An 18,913-nucleotide genomic window follows, 5' to 3' on the forward strand; every position below is an offset into this window, starting at 1 on the left:
AAATTCTCACTTTCAAGACCTAATTTCTTTAATACATCTAAAATTTTATCGTAATTTGCTGTAAAGTTGTGCATTGAATTGTTTGTGTGGTAACTGCAATTTACTGTTTTTTAGTAAATTGCACAACTTTTATTCAATACTTATACAAATGCACCACGGGTAATATTATAAATAATAAAAGTTATATCCATTCTTTTTATCTGCAATCAGGATACTCAGGAGGATTGTTATATGATAATCAGTTTTCTGATACTAATCTACTTCCTGGTAAACTTAAAATAATAGAAAAAAAAATATTAAAAAATTCATACGGGCAAGAAATTATTATTAAACAAGGTGTGTTACCTCAAATGAAAATTGGCAATCTGCAGATGGAAAATGTACTTGCAGGTTTTTTTACAGGGGATATTAAAAATCAAAAATACAGCTTATTTGGTGCAGATTTGCTAAAGCGGTTTAATTGGATTTTTGATGTCGATAGAAAAATAGCATATATTCAGCCTAGTAAGCTTTTTAATTCTGATTATTGAGAGCATAGAAAGTAGTATTTAAATTAGTGTTCAATCCAGTTTTTAAATTCGTTTACTTTTTCCCGACTTACAATTACGTCATCCAAATCACTCGAAATCAGATTAATTCTAAGTCTTGAATTTGAATATGCTACAATGTCTTTAATGTGTTTGATAGAGATAATATACTTTCGATTAATTCTATAAAATAATTTTGGTTCAAGTATATTATCCAACTCTTCCAGCGTATAATCCAAAATATAATTTCTGTCGTCTTTTGTCTTTAAATAAGTAGCTTTATTTTCACTATAAAAACAAACTATTTCTGTTGTCGAACATATTTTTATTTGCGTCCCTACCTTTACTGCAAATCGTTCTTTATACTCTTTTTGCTCGCCTTTCATAAAGGCTTTAAATAAAGATAACTGTTCTGAAAAATCAAAAAAAGTGGAACGCTGCTCTCTAAATTTCTCAATTGCCTGTTTTAATTCAGCATCCTGGATAGGTTTTAACAAATAGTCAATACTGTTGAGCTTAAATGCTCTTAAAGCATATTCATCATAAGCAGTTGTAAAAATAATTGCGCTTTTAATATTGAGTTGTTCAAAAATTTCAAAGGACAATCCGTCAGATAATTGAATGTCTAAAAAAATTAAATCGGGATTCGTGTTTGCTTCAAACCATTCTAAAGCATCTTCTACACTGCTCAGTTTATGCTGAATCTCAAATCCCAAAGTATTCAACTTTCTTTCAAGTAAACGCGCAGCAGGTTTTTCGTCTTCTACAATTACTATTTTAAAATTATCCATTTTTTAATTTTTATTTAGCTGATATTCGTATGTATTTTTAATTCGATTAAGTTCCTTTCGTTCCAATTTGTCCTGCCATTGTTTTAAAAACGGCAAGTACTCTGCATAATACAAAATTAGTTTAATAGCAATACAGGTTAACCAAATCAGTAAGATGGCATAAAGGTAGTTTTCTCCATCCATTTGTAAGTTTGGAATATCAATATATTTTTCAGCAATTACAAATAAAACACAAATTAGCCATAGTAGAAGCTGCCAGTAAATACTTCGTAGTTTAGCAATACGAGATCTTATAAATTGTCGATAAGATATCTTTGTCTGAGTATTTAAATCGCCTGTCTCTAATTGTTTTAGTCCCATTGTTTTGCAGTATTTTCACTTTTATTTTTATCCATATATTCTCGAATTTTGCGATCTTCCCAATCTTTACCCAAGAATAAATTGTAATTATATGTTTTCATGGCATCGGATACTAACCCAATTCCCCAAGCAAATACTACAATCAAACTCCACATAAATTCTGGAGCTGTCATCAGGTTAAGTATAATTAAAAAAGCATTCACCATGATATAACTCGTTAGATGAGCATAAAACTTTTTAATTTTTTCTACTTTTTTCTTTGCTTCAATTAAAAGCTCTTGTTCGTTTTGTGGTACGTCAATAATTTTCATGTGTTCTATTTTTTTAGTTAATATTGGAATTTTTACTATAAATTTTTCTTCAGTTTCTTCTATTTTAATTGGTTTGGATGTTAATATTGCATATCTCCCGGCAATATTCTGCAAGCCTATCCCCTTTCTGTTATCGGGTGTATTTTTCTTATTTAAATTGTTTTCTATAATCAGATATCCATCTGAACTTTCATAAATATTTATGTAAATAGGTTTTTTATTTGTGGCTTTATTGTGTTTGATGACATTTTCCAGCAATAATTGCAATGAAAGAGGAACAACTTTGGCTCCTTCCTGCTTTATTTCAGTTGGAAGAGAATAAGTCAGACTATCTTCAAAACGCATTTGAAGTAAGTCAATATAAGTTTGAGCAAATTTCAATTCCTCTTCTAACAGAACAAGCTCTTTATTTTTCTGATCAAGAATATAACGGTAAGTTCTGGATAATGCATTGGTAAATTCCTGTGCTTTCAGGGGATTTTCATCAATGAGCGCATTTAAAACATTTAAACTATTGAATAAAAAATGCGGATCCAGTTGATTTTTCAAACTTTCAAACTGCGCTGATACATTCCCTGAAATTACTCTTTCGCGTTCGATTTGCTGATCCTTTGCAACTGTTGAAAGCGAAATATAATAGTAAAGGTAAATCAGGAAGCTAAAAAATAAGCTAAAGCTAAATATGGCTGCAAACCCTCCGTTGCTTTGAAAAAAACTATACGTTTCATCTCCTATTATTAGAGTATCAAATAACTTTAATCCAGAGCTTATAATAAACAATATTAATAAATTAAACAATGTTATTAAAAGTGTTACTGTATGTATTTTGGTTTTTTTTTGAGCCATATAACTTTTAATTTGACTCAAAAATTTATTACTTATAAAGTTATTTGCGATGATAAGTATTACAGTTAAAACAATGCTGTATCCCAAAAATAAAGGAAGATCGAAAAAAGACAGTTTAAGCGCTTTTTTAAACAGTATAAATACTATAAAAACAAGCAGTAAGATTTTAAGATTTCTGTTTTTCATTGGATTTGTTTACAGGTTGTAATAATTGTACTTTACATTCCTCCGTTTTTTGTGGACTAACAGATATAGTGGTATTTATATCAAAAGACGAAGTACACATAACTATTATCGATTGTACCAAAGTTACTATAAGCAGAATAATAATTTTCATAACCGTTGCATTTTGTTGATACAAAGATGATGTAAAAGCAAAATAGATAAAAAAGGAATTAACCCAACTGTCAAAAACAGACGATGAACTGTAAAAACAAGAAATACTATAAGAATATGGCAATCAGCAGTAAGCAGGAATTTTGAAATATAAGATTTTATTTACTGGCAAAAAGTAATATTAGTATTACATTTGTTTTTTCAATCCACACAAAAAATTATGGTTTATAAATTCAGAATAATTCTTGATACAGAAGAAGATATCTTTAGAGATATTGCTATTTTAAGTAGTGATACGTTAGAAGATTTGCACAATGCCATTGTCAACGCTTTCGGATTTGATGGAATGGAAGCAGCATCATTTTATGCTTGTGATGATAAGTGGACTCAATTAGAAGAAGAAATATCATTATTTGATATGGGCGATGAACCGGGAGGGTCAAAAACGATGACTAATACAGCTATTAATTCTGTTTTGGACGAAGAGAATACTAAAATTATTTATGTCTATGACTTTCTTAATATGTGGACTTTTTTTGTAGAGCTTGCGGCGATAGAAGAAAGAGAGTCAGGCGTTACTTATCCTGATTTATTATTTTCGCATGGTATCTTACCTGATAATGTTCCAACTAAAAACTTCAGCAGCACCCCTGTTTCAAACGATGATATTTACGGAGAATTTGACGATGACTATAATAGCGAAGATTTTGATATGTTCGACGAGGATATCGATGACTTTGGCTTTGAAGAAGGCTTTGAGGACAATTGGAACTAATCAATCTAAAAAATACAAATTACAATTTTCATCACTTTAGGTTTTATACCAATATAAAGCCTTAATTATATTTGTTATGATTAATTTATTTAATGCACACATTGAAACTCTGTCTATTCACAGAGTTGGAAATAAAAGTAGAAATGAAGCTATTTTTTTATCCGAAGAAGCTTATCGACTAGATGACGAAATAGCACCTTTGTTAAAAGAATATTTTTTTAAGCCTTTTAGAGAAAAAGAAGAAACGTATTACCAGTTTGCCCATGATGTAGATTTGGAATTCAACGAAATGTACAATTTGGCAAATACTGTTTTTAATGCTCCGAATACAGAAAATGTACATGAAGTTTCTAAAAAGATAACCAAACATTTATTTGAACAATCCAATCATCCTCATATTAAAAACGGAGAAGTTTATATAGCGTATCTAACAAATATTTCTATCGACAACAATATTGTGGATGCAATCGGGGTATTTAAGAGCGAAATAAAAACGGATTTTCTCCAGTTTCAGGAAAATGAATCTAATTTAGAAATGCTTTTACAGCAAGGAATCAATCTAAACAAGCTGGATAAAGGCTGTTTAATTTTTAATTATAAAAAAGAAGAAGGGTATAAAATCCTGACTATTGATAGCAATAAATATGATGCGCGTTATTGGCTAGAGCATTTTTTGTCGGTAGATTTATTTCAAGATGAATCTTTCATGACAAAAAAATACTTAAAATTTTGTCAGGACTTTGCTAAAGAAGTTGTTTTGCCTGCTGAAGACAAAAAAGAGGAAGTAATGTTTATGAATCGCTCTGTAAATTATTTTGCTAAAAATGATGAATTTGAAGAAACTAACTTTTTAAATGAAGTAATTGATAATCCTGATTTAATTTCAGAATTTAAAAATTATAAAGTTGATAAGGGCGAAAAATATAGTATTGAAGATACCACTACTTTTCCTATTGCTAACAATGCTGTAAGTGATGCACGCAAAAAAATAAAGAATATTATTAATTTGGACACGAATGTTCAGATAAAACTTGATTTTATTAATCCTGAAAGTGCTGACAAGTTTATAGAAAAAGGATGGGACGAAGAGAAACAGATGTATTATTACCTAGTATATTTCAATAAAGAACAAAAATCTTAATAAATTAAAAAGGGCAATTTTATTAATAAAATTGCCCTTTTTTTCTTAACCATCAAATTTACTTTACAATAATTTTCTCCGTGTGAGATTTTTTATTATCTCCTGTAAGCTTTAAAATATATGTTCCCTTTTGTAAATATTCTAAATTAACTTTGTGCTCTCCTTTTTCATTCAAGGTAAATTCACCTACTTTTTGTCCAGTCATAGAATAAAATTCTACTTTGCCTTTTTCAAAATTAGTTACAATATTAAGCTCTCCTCGTATTACCGGATTAGGGAAAATCCTAAATGGTTCTTCGAAATCTTCAAAATCTTCCACTCCCATATTAGGTCTTTTTTCTCCAAAACCAACCGCATACCAGGCATCTACAACGGCATTATATTCAGGGTACTCATCTTCATCTTCTTCATTGTATAAGAGATCTACTGCATTTTTGGAGCCTTCATAAGCATCAACGTATTGAGCATTTCTTGTTAAAAAATTCATTAATGTACTAAAAGCTATTTGTTCTGCTTTTTCAATTCCAATACCTTGTACAATATACTCGTCTCCGTTGTCATTAATCCCTTCCCCTCCTTCACTTACCAGATAGAACCAATAATTTAAAACACCACTATTTGTGTGAACACCTCCATTATCTGCAGTACTGGTAGTAGAAGCCCAATATTGTCCATTATAAGTATCAGGTTGTTTATCGTTTAAATTATTTTCCTTTGGGTCTGCCATGTTTCTCATATAGCTGTAATTTCCATACAGCATAATGCCTTCTCCTACAGTCCAGTTTGGGTTATCAACAGAATAAAATTCTATCGCTGTTCCAAAAATGTCTGCAAAAGCTTCGTTCAAAGCCCCTGATTCCCCCTGATATCTTAGACCACCTTTTCCATTATTATCAATAACCAAATGGCTGTATTCATGACCAGCAACATCCAATGCAACAACTGGGTTCATATAAGGAACTCCCTGAAATTCTCCACCTTTTCCAAAAAGCATCAATCCTACATCGCCACCAGGCATAGCTACTGCTTGAAAAGGAAACCCCTGATATCCTTCCCAAGGAGCCGGGTTATAAATATTAACTACTTCTGTATTCTGATTATCAAAACTCAACCTATTGTGTACAAGTTTATAATAATCATATGTTTTTTCCATTCCCCAATGTACATCTATTGCTGCGGGTGATATTAATGAATCGGTAAAAACTGTTGTTGTACTGGTAATTTCGTTTGCGTCATCAAGATATATATTATTTGAGTTGGTAGCATCCAGAGTCGTTATATTCCTTTCTTCATCTATTAGATAGTACAATCCGTCCTCATCATCTAAAGTAATGGTTATAGGAAGAGTGCCTCTATAGAAACTTTCTCCAGTCCCTGTTATGCCAGCATGACGTATATTAGAGATTTCACCTACTATTTTTCCACTTTCAACATCCACATACACATCCTTTTTTTGAACAGTCGCTCCCGTTTCATCAATATTAACTTTTTGAGTTAATATAAATGGAGAAGAATCATCAGCTTTATAAAAAACAGTTTCTACAGGTTTTTTTTCAGTAATACTACTCAAAGCCAACTCATTTTTTACAATTTCTAAAGCGCGTTCTTTTGTAATAAGCGGTTTCTTGTTCAGGTTAGTTTTTAATGAATAAGTACTTTTTTTATTCTCAATATTAATAATAGTTCCGTTTATATAAACTACTTTATCATTTTTGCTATGAACGATTACCATTTGTCCTTCCACGGGATAATTGCCCAAATAATGCTGAAATGTAGAATGTTTGAAACCTAAAGCATCTACATTTTCTGATATTTTAATAAACTTATTGTCAAAAGACATTTTAAAGAGTTCATTAAATTTATTTACAATTTCCTGCTCTGTATAATTTTGATTGGTATTTAACTTTAAGGTGAATGATCCATAAGAATTTAAAGGGATATATTCAGGTAATTGATTTGGGTCAGTTAGTAAATTATGAGGGTGAGTAATAAAAAAATTATTCGCTACAGCATTTACCCCTGTAAATAAAGTAGTTACAGAATAAAGTAAAGTTAACGGAATAATTTTAAAGTACTTTTGATTCATTTTTATATTTTTTAGTTATCATTGATTGAGCTCGCAAAATACGAATAATATGTAAATAGATATGTAACGAAAAGTTAAAGTTAAGAATCTCTTTTTTTATTAAGTCTTTTTTAATGTTTATGAAAATACATAGTTGACAGTTATTATTTATATTATCTAAAAAGCCAGAAAAATAAAATCTTCTGGCTTTTAAGAATAGTCTATAATTTAAACTCTTTTACTCTGTTCTAAAATTCAACCTTTGCAATTTTTAAATCATCCCCTCTTTTTATTAAATAAAATTTTTCAACAGCAGAACTTCCTTTTTCATATTTTACATCGTAAGTAAATTCATATTTTTTGATTTTTTGTTTTTTATTGGTATCTACCATTTTCCAATCTTTTAATACTGCTTTTTCGACTGGTCCATATTGCTCCGTTCTGCTTTTTAATTGATTAAAAAAATCAGACTGAGAGACATTTTTATCAAAATCTTCATCTAGATATTTAGGAAGAGAGTTTATTTCATTTTCCATCAGGTTGTAATAATACCAACCTACTAATGTTTTTCCTGCCTGTTCATCACCCATTTCTCTGCTTTTTTGATTACAGCCTACCAAAACAATAGCTGCAAATAACACGATCAAAAACTTTTTCATAATATTTAAATTTAGTTAATTGTTATTTTATATGAATAATTCATAATTTCTAGACTCAATAAATTTAATAAATATTTATGAATAAAAAAATGTTTTTTTTAAAAAAAAGTCTATTCGTTTTTAGAATTCAACCAATAAGTGTAAATCCAAGTTAAAGTAAAAGTAGGTATGATATCTGTTCCGGGTGATATTTCTTCTATAAAATTAACGATAGCACCTATTTTTCCTATTTTCCCCGGATACATCTTAGCTAAAATATAAGCTGATACCGGAGCCCAAATAATATCTGAAAATTCCCCAGCTCCGGGTATAAGATAACTAACAAGACCGGTTAAGTCTAATAAAATGCTAAAAAACAGCTTTCTTTTTTTAAGTTTTTGCTCTGATAACACGAAAAAATCATTTTAGTTTAGAACTGAATTTATTTTTAAACTTACTCACTTTAGGTTGTACAACCAACTGGCAATAAGGGTTTTTATCTGCATTGCGTTCAAAATATCTTTGATGGTAATCTTCTGCTGCGTAAAATGCGGATACTGGCGAAACTCGTGTCACAATAGGATCATCAAAAACTTTTTCTTCCGTAAGTATATTTAAGTATTCTTCTGCTACTTCGAGCTGCTCTTGGTCTGTATAAAAGATTTCGCTTCTATATTGCGTACCTATATCTCCACCTTGCCTGTTTAAAGTTGTAGGGTTATGTGTAGCAAAAAAGACTTCTAAAAGCTGATTATAATTGATTATAGTAGGATCATAAACAATTTTAATAACTTCAGCATGTCCAGTGTTTCCCGTACAAACCTCTTCATAAGTTGGATTTTCCGTTATTCCTCCCATATAACCTGGCAATACTTTTGTAACTCCTTTTAAATTTTCAAAAATAGCCTCCACACACCAAAAACAGCCTCCTGCGACATAAGCTACTTTCTCAACTGTATTTTCCATATTGTTTTAATTTATATCTAAAAGTATTAAATAACATTTTATTTTCAATACATTTTTTCAAAAAACAACTTTTTAAATTTTGTGTTTTATTAATAAACAAAACATTGTTACTTTGCTGTAAATATGATTGAATATGATTAAAGCAGTTGACCTTCGAAAATTCTATGATAAACTCGAAGTTTTAAAAGGAGTTGATTTACATATACAAAAAGGAGAAGTAGTTTCCATTGTAGGAGCTTCGGGAGCAGGAAAAACAACATTGCTTCAAATTTTAGGCACCCTTGATAAACCAACTATAGGACCGCAAACGAAACTGATAATAAATAATACAGATGTTTTAAAACTAAAAGACAAAGAAATATCTGACTTTAGAAATAGAAATCTGGGATTTATATTTCAATTTCATCAGCTTCTGCCTGAATTCACTGCTATTGAAAATGTTTGTATTCCTGCATTTATTGCCGGACAAGATAAAAAAGAGAGTGAAACTGAAGCTAAAAAATTATTAGAATACTTAGGGTTGTCGCACCGTATGACACATTACCCGGCAGAACTTTCGGGAGGAGAGCAACAACGGGTAGCAGTAGCCAGAGCATTAATAAATAACCCCAAAATTATTTTTGCTGATGAACCTTCCGGAAACCTGGATACAAATACAGCTGAAAGTCTGCATAATTTATTTTTTAAACTGCGAGATGAATTCGGGCAAACTTTTGTTATCGTTACACATAATGAAGAGTTAGCCAATATGGCAGATCGAAAACTAACAATGGTAGATGGATCGATAACCAAATAAAAACAAATGCAAAAAAGTGAATTAAAAGATTTTTTAGAAGAAAAAGTAGTCCTTTATAACAACTCTGACTTTATTGCAGATGATCCTATTCAAATTCCTCATTTATATACCTTAAAAGAAGATATAGAAATTGCTGGTTTTCTAAGCGCTACTATTGCGTGGGGCAATCGAAAAATGATTATCCAAAATGCGCATAAGATGATGGAATTAATGGGAAATTCTCCTTATGATTTTGTTGTTAATCACAAAGATTATCAATTGGAAAAAGCGGAAACTTTTGTTCACCGCACCTTTAACGGGCTTGATTTTGTCACTTTTATAAAGTCCCTCCAAAATATTTATCTCAATCACAATGGACTGGAAAATATTTTTAGTCAAAATACTGAAAATCTGCAACAGGGAATTTCTGATTTTAAAAAGATTTTTTTTGAAATTAAGCATCCAGCTCGGACTCAGAAACATATTTCTGATCCTTTAAAGGGTTCGGCAGCCAAACGCATTAATATGTACTTGCGTTGGATGGTCAGAAAAGATAATGCCGGAGTAGATTTTGGTATTTGGAATAAAATTACCCCAGCCAATCTATCTTGTCCTTTAGATGTGCACTCGGGAAATGTTGCCAGAAAGTTAGGAATCTTAACCCGAAAACAAAACGATGCAAAAGCACTTTTGGAACTTGATACAGCTTTGAGAAATATGGATAAAAATGATCCCGTTAAGTACGATTTTGCTCTTTTTGGACTCGGAGCAATTGAAAAATTTTAAAAATTAGTACTTCATAATTTGATAATCTAATTTAATTTTGTTGCTGTAGATAGCCTTTACAATTCCGTCCGAAACTCCGATTTTGGGGACATAAATAGATTTTGCTCCACACCATTTCATCGCATTATTATAAATTTTTAAGGCAGGAATAATCACATCTGCCCGGTCTGGATTAAGTCCCAATAAAGCTATTCTTTCTTCGTAAGACATATCACTCAGTTTGTTTAACTGTTGATGCAAGTAAGAATATGCAAGAGGTTTATTCTGAGGTTTTCCGGACATTTTAAAAATTTTATTGATATTTCCTCCTGAACCTATAACAATTAAATCTTGTAAATGGTGAGTTTGTTCTTTTACCCACAATTCTATTTCTTGCCAGTCGTTTTTAGAAACCATATCATTAATCAATCTTACCGTTCCGTTTTTAAAAGATTTAGAAGCGATCTGTTTTCCTTGAGAAAAAATTGTAAACTCCGTGCTTCCTCCTCCAACGTCTATATACATTACGTTGTTGGGGCTATTAATAAAATCTTTTAAATCGGACGAAGCAATAATCATGGCTTCATCCTTTCCATCTATAATACTTATTTTAATGCCCGATTCTTTATAAATTTCTTCAACTATTGCTTTCCCGTTATCCGCTTCTCGCATTGCACTTGTAGCACATGCCATAAATTTTTCAACTTTATTTACTTTCATCAGCAGATAAAACGCTTTCATAGCATCAATCATTCTAAGTTTAGATTCTTTGCTGATTTCGCCTGTAGTGAACGAATCCTGTCCCAAACGAACCGGTACGCGAATTAAAGAACTTTTGCTGAAAATAGTTTCTTTTCCCTTTTCCTCTATAATATTCATTATCAAAAGTCTCATGGCGTTAGAACCAATATCGATAGCTGCATATTTTTTTATCTTGAGCATAGTCCAATACTTAATTTTTTAATTTTTTTTGATAATATTTATACATCTCATTTTGAGAGTGAAACTTGTCTTCTCCGTTATATTCTCTGTATTTATTGGATAAATCTTTAGACTGAATTCTCGTTTTATAATTTCCCTTCCAGCCAATTTCAAAAGTTTCTATTAACTCTTGTTTGATATCTTCGTCATAAATCGGACAAGTTACTTCTACCCTTTCATCCAAATTTCTGGTCATAAAATCCGCAGAAGAAATAAACACTTTCGGATCATTGTTATTACAAAAAATATAAACTCGTGAATGTTCTAAAAAGCGATCTACGATACTAATTGCTTCAATATTTTCACTCATACCCGGCTCTTGTGGAATTAAAGAACAAATTCCCCTGACAATTAATTGTATTTTAACTCCTGCATTACTTGCTTCATACAATTTATCTATCATCTTTTTATCAGATAGACTATTCATTTTTAAGTGAATATAAGCAGGCAACCCTTTTTTTGCATTTAAAATTTCATTTTCAATAAGCTTTGAAAATCCTTTTCGGGTATAGTGCGGAGAAACCAATAAATGTTTGTATTTGTATACCCGGTAATTAACCTGTAAAAACTCAAATAACTTATCTACTTCCTTCATTATTTGAGAATGAGAAGTAAACAAAGTAACATCTGTATAAATTTTAGCAGTACTTTCATTAAAATTTCCGCTAGAAATAAAACCGTAACGCTTAACTTTTTTATTTTCTAAACGCTCCACAACACATATCTTGCTATGAACTTTTAATCCTCTTACCCCAAAAATTAACTGAACGCCTTCAGCTTGCATCAATTCAGAATAAAAAATGTTACTGGCTTCATCAAAACGAGCCTGTAACTCAATCTGTACAATAACTTTCTTACCGTTTTTAACAGCATTGATCAGAGAACTTATAATCTGTGAGTTTTTTGCCAAGCGATACAGGGTTATTTTTATTGACAAAACCTGAGGGTCTAATGCAGCTTCTCTTAAAAATTTGACCAAATATGAAAAAGACTGATAAGGTGTATAAACCATATAATCCTTTTTCTGTATTTGCTGAATAATGCTGCTTTCAATATTTAGTCCAGGTACAGCAAGCGGAGTTTGTTTGGGATATACTAAATCCTGTCTTCCCATATTTGGGAATCCCATATAATCACGTCGGTTGTGGTATCTTCCTCCGGGAATAATACTATCATTCAGTTCAATTTCAACATTTTCAAGCAAAAACTTAAGCATTAAATCATCCATTTCCTGATCATAGACAAAGCGAACTACTTCTCCTTCTCTTCTGTCTCGTACTCCGCTCGAAATTTTCTCTACAAAAGATTTGTGCAAATCTGTATCAAAATCAAGCTCGGCATCCCGCGTTACTTTAATCATATAGGCAGATTCTGCTTTATAATTAAAAATATCAAAAATAGAATCTAGATTATAACGGATGATGTCATCCAGCATAATAATGTATTTTTTTCCATCGGTTGAAGGAAGCTCTACAAATCGATTTACTATATTTGGAATTTCTATAATAGCATATCGGGTATTTTGAAGCTTTTTCTTATGCTTGGTATTGTGCTGTTGCAATAAATCATCGTCTAAAACCAATTTAACGACTAAATAGCCATGGGAGTCTTTCAACGATGGAAATTTTGCCAAATCACTTAATATGATGGTAACTAAATCCGGAGACACCTCGTGTAAAAAAAAGTCTTTTACAAAAGCTTGCTGCTGATCGTTTATTTCTCTTTCGTTAACAATGAAAATATTTTCTTTTTCCAGCTGACTTTCAATTTGCTTTAAAATCCGCAAACTTTCATTTTGTAACCCGATAACACGCTGGGTAATCTGTACAAGCAGATTTTTAACCATTATACCGCTATCCAGCCGTCTGTTTCCGTCTCCTATCAAAGTCATTCGTCTGATTGAGGCATATCTTACTCTAAAGAACTCATCAAGGTTATTAGAAAAGATCCCTATAAATCTCAATCTTTCAAGGAGTGGCACCGTACTATCTGCCGCTTCTTGAAGTACTCTTTCGTTAAATGACAACCAGCTTTTTTCTCTGTCTAAATATGAAAACTTAGTTGCAACAATATTAGTGTTCATTAATTACTTTTAAATCTCTTGGAAAAATTGTATGTTCAATAACCCCTGAACTGATATTACTCCACTCTTGCTGTGGAAAATTGATAATCACCACACCGGATGTAGGAATATTATCGAAACATTGGTTACCAAAGTTATTAACAAATTTTGTTATAGCATCATTATGTCCAAAAAGAATTAAAGAGTCATATTCATTTTTACACTTTTTTATCTCATTTGTTAATTTACTATATTCAAATGTATATAAATCGTCTTTTATCAGAATACAATCGAGATTAATGTCCATATTTTGGCAAAAAATTGTAGCCGTTTCCTTTGCTCTTTTTGCCTTACTGCTCCACACAATAAAAGATTTAGGCAGATATTTTTGCAATTCGGCAGATACCAAATGAGCATCTAACACTCCTCTTTGAGAAATAGGACGAGTTACATCGTTAGTTATTGCTTCCCAACTCGATTTAGCATGCCTCACAAGAATTAGTTTTTTCATAGCAAATATTATTTTTGTTTAATACTTAAATATTTCTTGTCATCTTTCTAAAGAAATAATAAGAATAGATACAATACTTTAAATCTAATAAAAAAAAACGTATAAAAAAATATATTTTAAGCTCTAAAATAAAAACTTTACTTTTGAACTTAAATATTAAATACAGGCAATGAAGAATTTCTCAATAGAATTTAAATGGGCAGCAATTGCTACTTTGTCAGCTCTAATATGGGTATTTATTGAAAAGATGTTGGGATTTCACGATGAAAAAATCCGATACGAGATGGGATTTGCTCTTTTGTTCAATGTTGTTTTAATTTTAATTTACTGGTTAGAAATAAAACAAAAGAAAAACGAATTCTACAAGGGTGTCATTACTTTGCGTCAGGCATTTATGACCGGAATAGCTACTTGCGTATTAATTACTGTTTTTTATCCCTTAGTGCAATACACTGCTTTTTATCAAATTTCTCCACATTTTATGGACAGTTTGACCCAAGCAATCACTGAAGACGGAAGAATGACCATTGAAGAATCGCAGAAAAACATTTCATTTGATATGTTTTTGCGCAACGGAATTTCAGGCAACTTATCTTTTGGAATAGTTTGTTCTGCAATTATGGCTTACTTTATACAGTCTAAAAATAAACCACAGATAAATACTCAAAAAATAAATAAAGCAGAAGTAGTTAAAGTAAAAAAGGTCAAAAAAAATAGGAAATAAATTAAAAACTATACTTATGAATCTAAATAATATTCCCAATATAAAAAATACAGACAGTAATAACTTTTTTTTGTTAGCAGGACCCTGTGCCATTGAGGGAGAAGAAATGGCAATGCGAATTGCAGAACATATAGTAAAAGTAACAGATAAATTAAAGATACCTTATGTCTTTAAAGGCTCATTTAAAAAAGCAAACCGTTCGCGAATTGACAGTTTTACAGGAATAGGTGATGAAAAAGCACTTAAAATATTAGAAAAAGTAGGAAAAGAATTTAATATTCCTATTGTTACAGATATCCACGAATCTTCTGATGCAGCTTTAGCTGCAGAATATGTAGATATTCTACAGATTCCGGCATTTTTGGTAAGGCAAACGGATTTGGTAGTTGCAGCAGCAAAAACCAATAAAGTTGTAAATCTTAAAAAAGGACAATTCATGAGTCCCGAAAGCATGAAACACGCTGTTCAAAAAGTATTGGATTGCAATAATGAAAATGTAATGGTAACAGACAGAGGTACAATGTTTGGCTATCAAGACATGATTGTAGATTACAGAGGAATTCCTACAATGAAACAATTTTCTACTACCGTATTGGATATAACGCATTCTTTACAACAGCCAAATCAGGCAAGCGGTGTAACAGGCGGACGTCCTGATTTAATAGAAACAATTGCCAAAGCAGGTATTGCTGTAGGCGTAGACGGACTCTTTTTAGAAACTCATTTTGATCCTGCTCATGCTAAAAGCGATGGTGCCAATATGCTTCACTTAGATTATTTTGAAGGATTAATGCAAAAATTAGTAGCTATAAGAAAAACAATCATCCAATTTTAAAAAAAAATATTTTTGGTTTAGTTTTTTATAACCAAATAGTTAAGGTTTTTTAAGATTAAAAAGTTTTAAAAAATAGATTAAAGCTCTTGGTATTTAAGAAAACAACACTATATTTGCACCGCTCTACAAGAAACGCGTAGAGATAAGCAAAAGCTTAGAGGGGAGATACTCAAGCGGCCAACGAGGACGGACTGTAAATCCGTTGGGAAACCTTCGCAGGTTCGAATCCTGCTCTCCCCACAAATGTTCTTATAACATTTTTTTCGATAAAAACCCTATCGGGGGAGATACTCAAGCGGCCAACGAGGACGGACTGTAAATCCGTTGGGAAACCTTCGCAGGTTCGAATCCTGCTCTCCCCACTTTTAACTTTACCCTTTCCTTTATAGAAGAAAATATAATTTATATTTTCTATAATACAAAGTAAGATTTTTATAGAATTGTACAGATAATAAAAGTATATTCGCATTTTTTATTAACTTAGCTAAAAAATATTTTCTTATGAAAGCAAAAAATCTTTTTTATTCATTGTGTTTTTCCCTTTTTTGTTTCGGGATAACATCTGTTTATGCTCAATCTCCGTCTCCTATTCACGTAGGACTTAAAGCCGGAGCAAACTTTACTGATATTTCTACTTCTTCTGATATCAGTGCCAAAAGTGCGGCTGGATACGGAATAGGCGCTATGGCTCGTTTAGATTTTAAAAAGGCTTATCTTCAAGCTGATTTAATGTTTTCTGAAAAGAGCTTTAAAGTAGAAGATGAAACTTCTAAAATGAAAAGTATAGAAGTTCCTTTGGTGGTTGGCTATAAATTTATTAACCTTCCTATGTTGCATTTGCGTGGTTATGCCGGCGGTATTTATACTCATATAGTAGATGATAATTTTTCTAAAGGAGAACTTGAAGGAGCATTTAATAATTTTGACAAATCAAATATAGGCTATCGTTTGGGTGTTGGTGCAGATATTTTAATGTTTACAGTAGATGTGTCTTATGATGGTGGTTTTGGAAATATCAGTAAAGATTTTAAATCAAAACCTAATACATTTTTTATTTCCTTAGGATATTTCTTTTTATAAGAATCTTAAATAATAAAAAAGAGGTTGGAAGCTAAGCTTCCAACCTCTTTTTTATTAAATTTATATGGTGTAATAGTTTTTTAATTCGGACTATTAAATCATCCTTGACAAATTGTGTAGATAGTCTTTTACTTCCTTTAAATTTTATTAATTTTGCATTATGCAGAAAACAATAAACATATTAAACAAGCGAGCTAAGTTCGACTATGAGATTTTGGATAGATATACCGCCGGGATTGTTCTTACAGGAACAGAAATTAAGTCTATCCGTTTAGGAAAAGCAAATATAGCCGAGAGTTTTTGTGAATTTCAAGAACACGAATTATTTGCTGTTAATATGCAGATTGAAGAATACGCATACAGCAAGCATTTTAATCACAAAGCTAAAACAGAAAGAAAACTTCTCTTAAATAAAAAAGAATTAAAAAAACTATTAAAAGACGTTCAAAACAAAGGGCTTACTATTATACCACTGCGCTTGTTTATTAATGAAAAAGGACTTGCAAAATTGGATATTGCCCTTTGTAAGGGTAAGAAAAATTATGACAAAAGAGAAACTATTAAAGATCGGGAAAATAAAATTAATATAGATCGCTTAAAAAAAGTGTACTAATCAAAAAGCCAAGGAAAAATCTTTGGCTTTTTGAATATTTAATTTTTATTTTCCAGCATTGGCACAAAGCGGAAATCGCCATGTTCATGTTTTTCAAATCGGGTTTCATTTATTCTGATTAATTCCGTCATAGTTTGTTGATCTTCTCCAACGGGAATTATCAATCTCCCCCCTATTTTTAGCTGAGCCATTAAAGGTTGTGGAATAATTGGAGCACCCGCAGTAACAATAATTGAATCAAAAGGAGCATAATTACTCAAACCTTTATATCCGTCCCCAAAAGTAAGCAATCGAGGTCTGATACCTAATTTAGGTAATAAAACAGACGTTTTTTTATACAATTCTAATTGGCGTTCAATACTATACACTCTTGCCCCCATAGCCACCAATACGGCAGTTTGATAGCCGCTCCCAGTACCTATCTCTAAAATTTTATCATCACTTTTGACCTGTAATAATTGGGATTGAAAAGCTACAGTATAAGGTTGTGATATAGTTTGTCCTGCTCCAATAGGAAATGCTGTGTCCTGATAAGCAAAATCCTCAAAACTAGAATCCAAAAATAAATGTCGGGGTATACGCTTAATAGCGTTTAATACTCTTTTATCTGTAATTCCTTTCTGATTAAGGATTTCAACCAACTGGTTTCTAAGACCTTGATGTTTAGAAGAATCTCTCACGATTGTAAAAAAATTTATACAAAAGTACATATTATTTCAGTATAAAAACAGTATTTACTGCACACGAGGTATGTTATTAGAGAAGATTTAAAGATTAATTATTATGCATTAAGCAAATAAGTTATATTTTTGTTCAAAATATTTTTTTATGCTTAAAGTTGGTGTATTGGGAGCAGGGCATTTAGGAAAAATCCATCTTCGCCTGCTAAACCAATCTACAAAATATAATCTCGTTGGATTTTATGATCCTTCAGAAGAAAATGCAAATAAAGTAGCAGCAGAATTTGGTTATAAAAAATTTGAATCAATAGAAGAGCTAATTGCAGCTGTTGATGTAATAGATATCGTTACTCCTACTCTTTCCCATTTTAAATGTGCTAAGCAGGCTATAGAAGCCGGAAAGCATGTTTTTTTAGAAAAACCGATTACTACCACAGTGAAAGAAGCAGAAGATATTATTGTTCTTACTCAAAAATACGGTGTGAAAGGGCAAGTCGGACATGTGGAGCGTTTTAATCCTGCTTTTATTGCTGTAAAAGATAAAATCGGAACACCAATGTTTATTGAAACCCACCGTTTAGCAGAATTTAACCCGAGAGGGACAGATGTACCGGTGGTATTGGATTTAATGATTCACGATTTAGACGTTATTTTAAGTGTTGTTAAATCTCCGGTTAAACACGTTAGTGCAAGCGGGGTTTCTGTCTTAAGTGAATCGCCGGATATTGCCAACGCTCGAATTGAATTTGAAAATGGATGTGTAGCTAATATAACAGCTAGCAGAATTTCTATGAAAAATATGCGAAAATCTCGTTTTTTTCAACGCGATGCCTACATTACGGTTGACTATCTTGAAAAAAACTGTGAGGTTATTAAAATGAAAGAAGCGGCTGAAATTCCAGGAGATTTTGATTTGATTTTTCAAAATGCGGAAGGGGTCAAAAAACAGATTTATTACGACAATCCTCAAGTACATCAAAACAATGCTATTTTGGATGAATTAGAAACTTTTCACGATGCTATTGTAAATAATACAGATCCGGTAGTTACTTTAGAAGACGGGACAAAAGCATTAAAATTAGCCTATCAGATTATAGAAGAGTTTAAAAAATAAAAAATAACTGATTTTTA

Annotated in this window: 21 protein-coding genes and 2 tRNA genes; 12 read left to right on the forward strand and 11 right to left on the reverse strand. The window is 31.3% G+C overall.

The window, feature by feature from the left end; genetic code table 11:
• Positions 1–371 precede the first annotated feature (371 nt).
• Positions 372–530 carry a hypothetical protein gene (locus C8P70_RS00005; RefSeq protein WP_166666152.1) on the forward strand — a complete coding sequence of 53 codons (159 nt, stop codon included), beginning with the start codon at positions 372–374 and terminating at the stop codon, positions 528–530.
• A 23-nt stretch (positions 531–553) separates the two neighbouring features.
• On the opposite strand, the gene C8P70_RS00010 is transcribed toward C8P70_RS00005, so the two are convergent.
• The 3 genes from C8P70_RS00010 to C8P70_RS00020 are packed head-to-tail and all read right to left on the reverse strand — an operon-like array spanning position 554 to position 2,835.
• Complete coding sequence (locus C8P70_RS00010) at positions 554–1,318, reverse strand: LytR/AlgR family response regulator transcription factor (RefSeq protein ID WP_133711298.1); 765 nt, start codon at positions 1,316–1,318, stop codon at positions 554–556.
• 3 nt (positions 1,319–1,321) lie between these two features.
• A complete protein-coding gene (locus C8P70_RS00015) occupies positions 1,322–1,678 on the reverse strand; it encodes a hypothetical protein (RefSeq protein WP_133711299.1) in 357 nt (118 codons plus the stop codon).
• Positions 1,669–2,835 carry a 2TM domain-containing protein gene (locus tag C8P70_RS00020; RefSeq protein WP_243832632.1) on the reverse strand — a complete coding sequence of 389 codons (1,167 nt, stop codon included), beginning with the start codon at positions 2,833–2,835 and terminating at the stop codon, positions 1,669–1,671. Before C8P70_RS00020 ends, C8P70_RS00015 begins: the two co-directional genes overlap by 10 nt.
• A gap of 556 nt (positions 2,836–3,391) precedes the next feature.
• Between C8P70_RS00020 and C8P70_RS00025 the strand changes: the two genes are divergently transcribed.
• The gene (locus tag C8P70_RS00025; protein ID WP_133711301.1) at positions 3,392–3,946 is read left to right on the forward strand and encodes an IS1096 element passenger TnpR family protein; all 555 of its coding nucleotides are present in this window, start codon (positions 3,392–3,394) and stop codon (positions 3,944–3,946) included.
• Between the two features lie 76 nt (positions 3,947–4,022).
• Entirely contained in the window at positions 4,023–5,087 is a 1,065-nt protein-coding gene (locus C8P70_RS00030; RefSeq protein ID WP_133711302.1) for a nucleoid-associated protein, read from the forward strand.
• Between the two features lie 58 nt (positions 5,088–5,145).
• Here C8P70_RS00030 and C8P70_RS00035 read toward each other — a convergent pair whose 3' ends face one another.
• The 4 genes from C8P70_RS00035 to msrA all read right to left on the reverse strand — a co-directional run bounded on the left by C8P70_RS00035 (position 5,146) and on the right by msrA (position 8,756).
• A complete protein-coding gene (locus tag C8P70_RS00035; protein WP_133711303.1) occupies positions 5,146–7,173 on the reverse strand; it encodes a M4 family metallopeptidase in 2,028 nt (675 codons plus the stop codon).
• A gap of 227 nt (positions 7,174–7,400) precedes the next feature.
• Positions 7,401–7,811: a hypothetical protein gene (locus C8P70_RS00040; protein WP_133711304.1), complete on the reverse strand. Its 411-nt coding sequence runs from the start codon at positions 7,809–7,811 to the stop codon at positions 7,401–7,403.
• Positions 7,812–7,921: 110 nt separating this feature from the next.
• Positions 7,922–8,203 carry a hypothetical protein gene (locus tag C8P70_RS00045; RefSeq protein WP_133711305.1) on the reverse strand — a complete coding sequence of 94 codons (282 nt, stop codon included), beginning with the start codon at positions 8,201–8,203 and terminating at the stop codon, positions 7,922–7,924.
• A gap of 7 nt (positions 8,204–8,210) precedes the next feature.
• On the reverse strand, positions 8,211–8,756 hold the full coding sequence (gene msrA, locus C8P70_RS00050) for a peptide-methionine (S)-S-oxide reductase MsrA (protein WP_133711306.1): 546 nt from the start codon (positions 8,754–8,756) through the stop codon (positions 8,211–8,213).
• 133 nt (positions 8,757–8,889) lie between these two features.
• Here msrA and C8P70_RS00055 point away from each other — a divergent pair, with 133 nt between their 5' ends.
• Together C8P70_RS00055 and C8P70_RS00060 are read left to right on the forward strand one after the other, a co-directional pair.
• Complete coding sequence (locus C8P70_RS00055) at positions 8,890–9,552, forward strand: ABC transporter ATP-binding protein (RefSeq protein ID WP_133711307.1); 663 nt, start codon at positions 8,890–8,892, stop codon at positions 9,550–9,552.
• A gap of 6 nt (positions 9,553–9,558) precedes the next feature.
• Positions 9,559–10,317, forward strand: coding sequence for a TIGR02757 family protein (locus C8P70_RS00060; RefSeq protein WP_133711308.1), 759 nt, complete (start codon positions 9,559–9,561; stop codon positions 10,315–10,317).
• A 3-nt stretch (positions 10,318–10,320) separates the two neighbouring features.
• Here the strand turns inward: C8P70_RS00060 and C8P70_RS00065 are convergent, their stop codons facing one another.
• The 3 genes from C8P70_RS00065 to C8P70_RS00075 are packed head-to-tail and all read right to left on the reverse strand — an operon-like array spanning position 10,321 to position 13,850.
• Positions 10,321–11,238, reverse strand: coding sequence for a Ppx/GppA phosphatase family protein (locus C8P70_RS00065; RefSeq protein WP_133711309.1), 918 nt, complete (start codon positions 11,236–11,238; stop codon positions 10,321–10,323).
• A gap of 10 nt (positions 11,239–11,248) precedes the next feature.
• Positions 11,249–13,360 (reverse strand): polyphosphate kinase 1, encoded by a 2,112-nt coding sequence (ppk1, locus tag C8P70_RS00070; protein ID WP_133711310.1) that lies wholly within the window; start codon positions 13,358–13,360, stop codon positions 11,249–11,251.
• Entirely contained in the window at positions 13,350–13,850 is a 501-nt protein-coding gene (locus C8P70_RS00075) for a SixA phosphatase family protein (RefSeq protein WP_133711311.1), read from the reverse strand. Before C8P70_RS00075 ends, ppk1 begins: the two co-directional genes overlap by 11 nt.
• A gap of 169 nt (positions 13,851–14,019) precedes the next feature.
• Here C8P70_RS00075 and C8P70_RS00080 point away from each other — a divergent pair, with 169 nt between their 5' ends.
• From C8P70_RS00080 to smpB, 6 genes are all read left to right on the forward strand, one after another.
• Complete coding sequence (locus C8P70_RS00080) at positions 14,020–14,574, forward strand: DUF4199 domain-containing protein (RefSeq protein ID WP_133711312.1); 555 nt, start codon at positions 14,020–14,022, stop codon at positions 14,572–14,574.
• Positions 14,575–14,590: 16 nt separating this feature from the next.
• A complete protein-coding gene (gene kdsA / locus C8P70_RS00085) occupies positions 14,591–15,409 on the forward strand; it encodes a 3-deoxy-8-phosphooctulonate synthase (RefSeq protein WP_133711313.1) in 819 nt (272 codons plus the stop codon).
• Positions 15,410–15,568: 159 nt separating this feature from the next.
• Positions 15,569–15,649: transfer RNA gene (locus C8P70_RS00090), tRNA-Tyr, on the forward strand.
• Positions 15,650–15,690: 41 nt separating this feature from the next.
• Positions 15,691–15,771, forward strand: a tRNA-Tyr gene (locus C8P70_RS00095).
• Positions 15,772–15,910: 139 nt separating this feature from the next.
• Entirely contained in the window at positions 15,911–16,489 is a 579-nt protein-coding gene (locus tag C8P70_RS00100; protein ID WP_133711314.1) for an outer membrane beta-barrel protein, read from the forward strand.
• Positions 16,490–16,649: 160 nt separating this feature from the next.
• On the forward strand, positions 16,650–17,102 hold the full coding sequence (smpB, locus tag C8P70_RS00105; RefSeq protein ID WP_133711315.1) for an SsrA-binding protein SmpB: 453 nt from the start codon (positions 16,650–16,652) through the stop codon (positions 17,100–17,102).
• A 38-nt stretch (positions 17,103–17,140) separates the two neighbouring features.
• Here the strand turns inward: smpB and C8P70_RS00110 are convergent, their stop codons facing one another.
• Complete coding sequence (locus C8P70_RS00110) at positions 17,141–17,782, reverse strand: protein-L-isoaspartate(D-aspartate) O-methyltransferase (RefSeq protein WP_133711444.1); 642 nt, start codon at positions 17,780–17,782, stop codon at positions 17,141–17,143.
• A 148-nt stretch (positions 17,783–17,930) separates the two neighbouring features.
• On the opposite strand from C8P70_RS00110, the gene C8P70_RS00115 reads away from it, so the two are divergent.
• Entirely contained in the window at positions 17,931–18,896 is a 966-nt protein-coding gene (locus C8P70_RS00115; RefSeq protein WP_133711316.1) for a Gfo/Idh/MocA family protein, read from the forward strand.
• The last annotated feature ends 17 nt before the right edge of the window (positions 18,897–18,913 follow it).

The organism is Myroides indicus, from assembly GCF_004364575.1.
Classification (GTDB): Bacteria; Bacteroidota; Bacteroidia; order Flavobacteriales; family Flavobacteriaceae; genus Flavobacterium; species Flavobacterium indicum_A.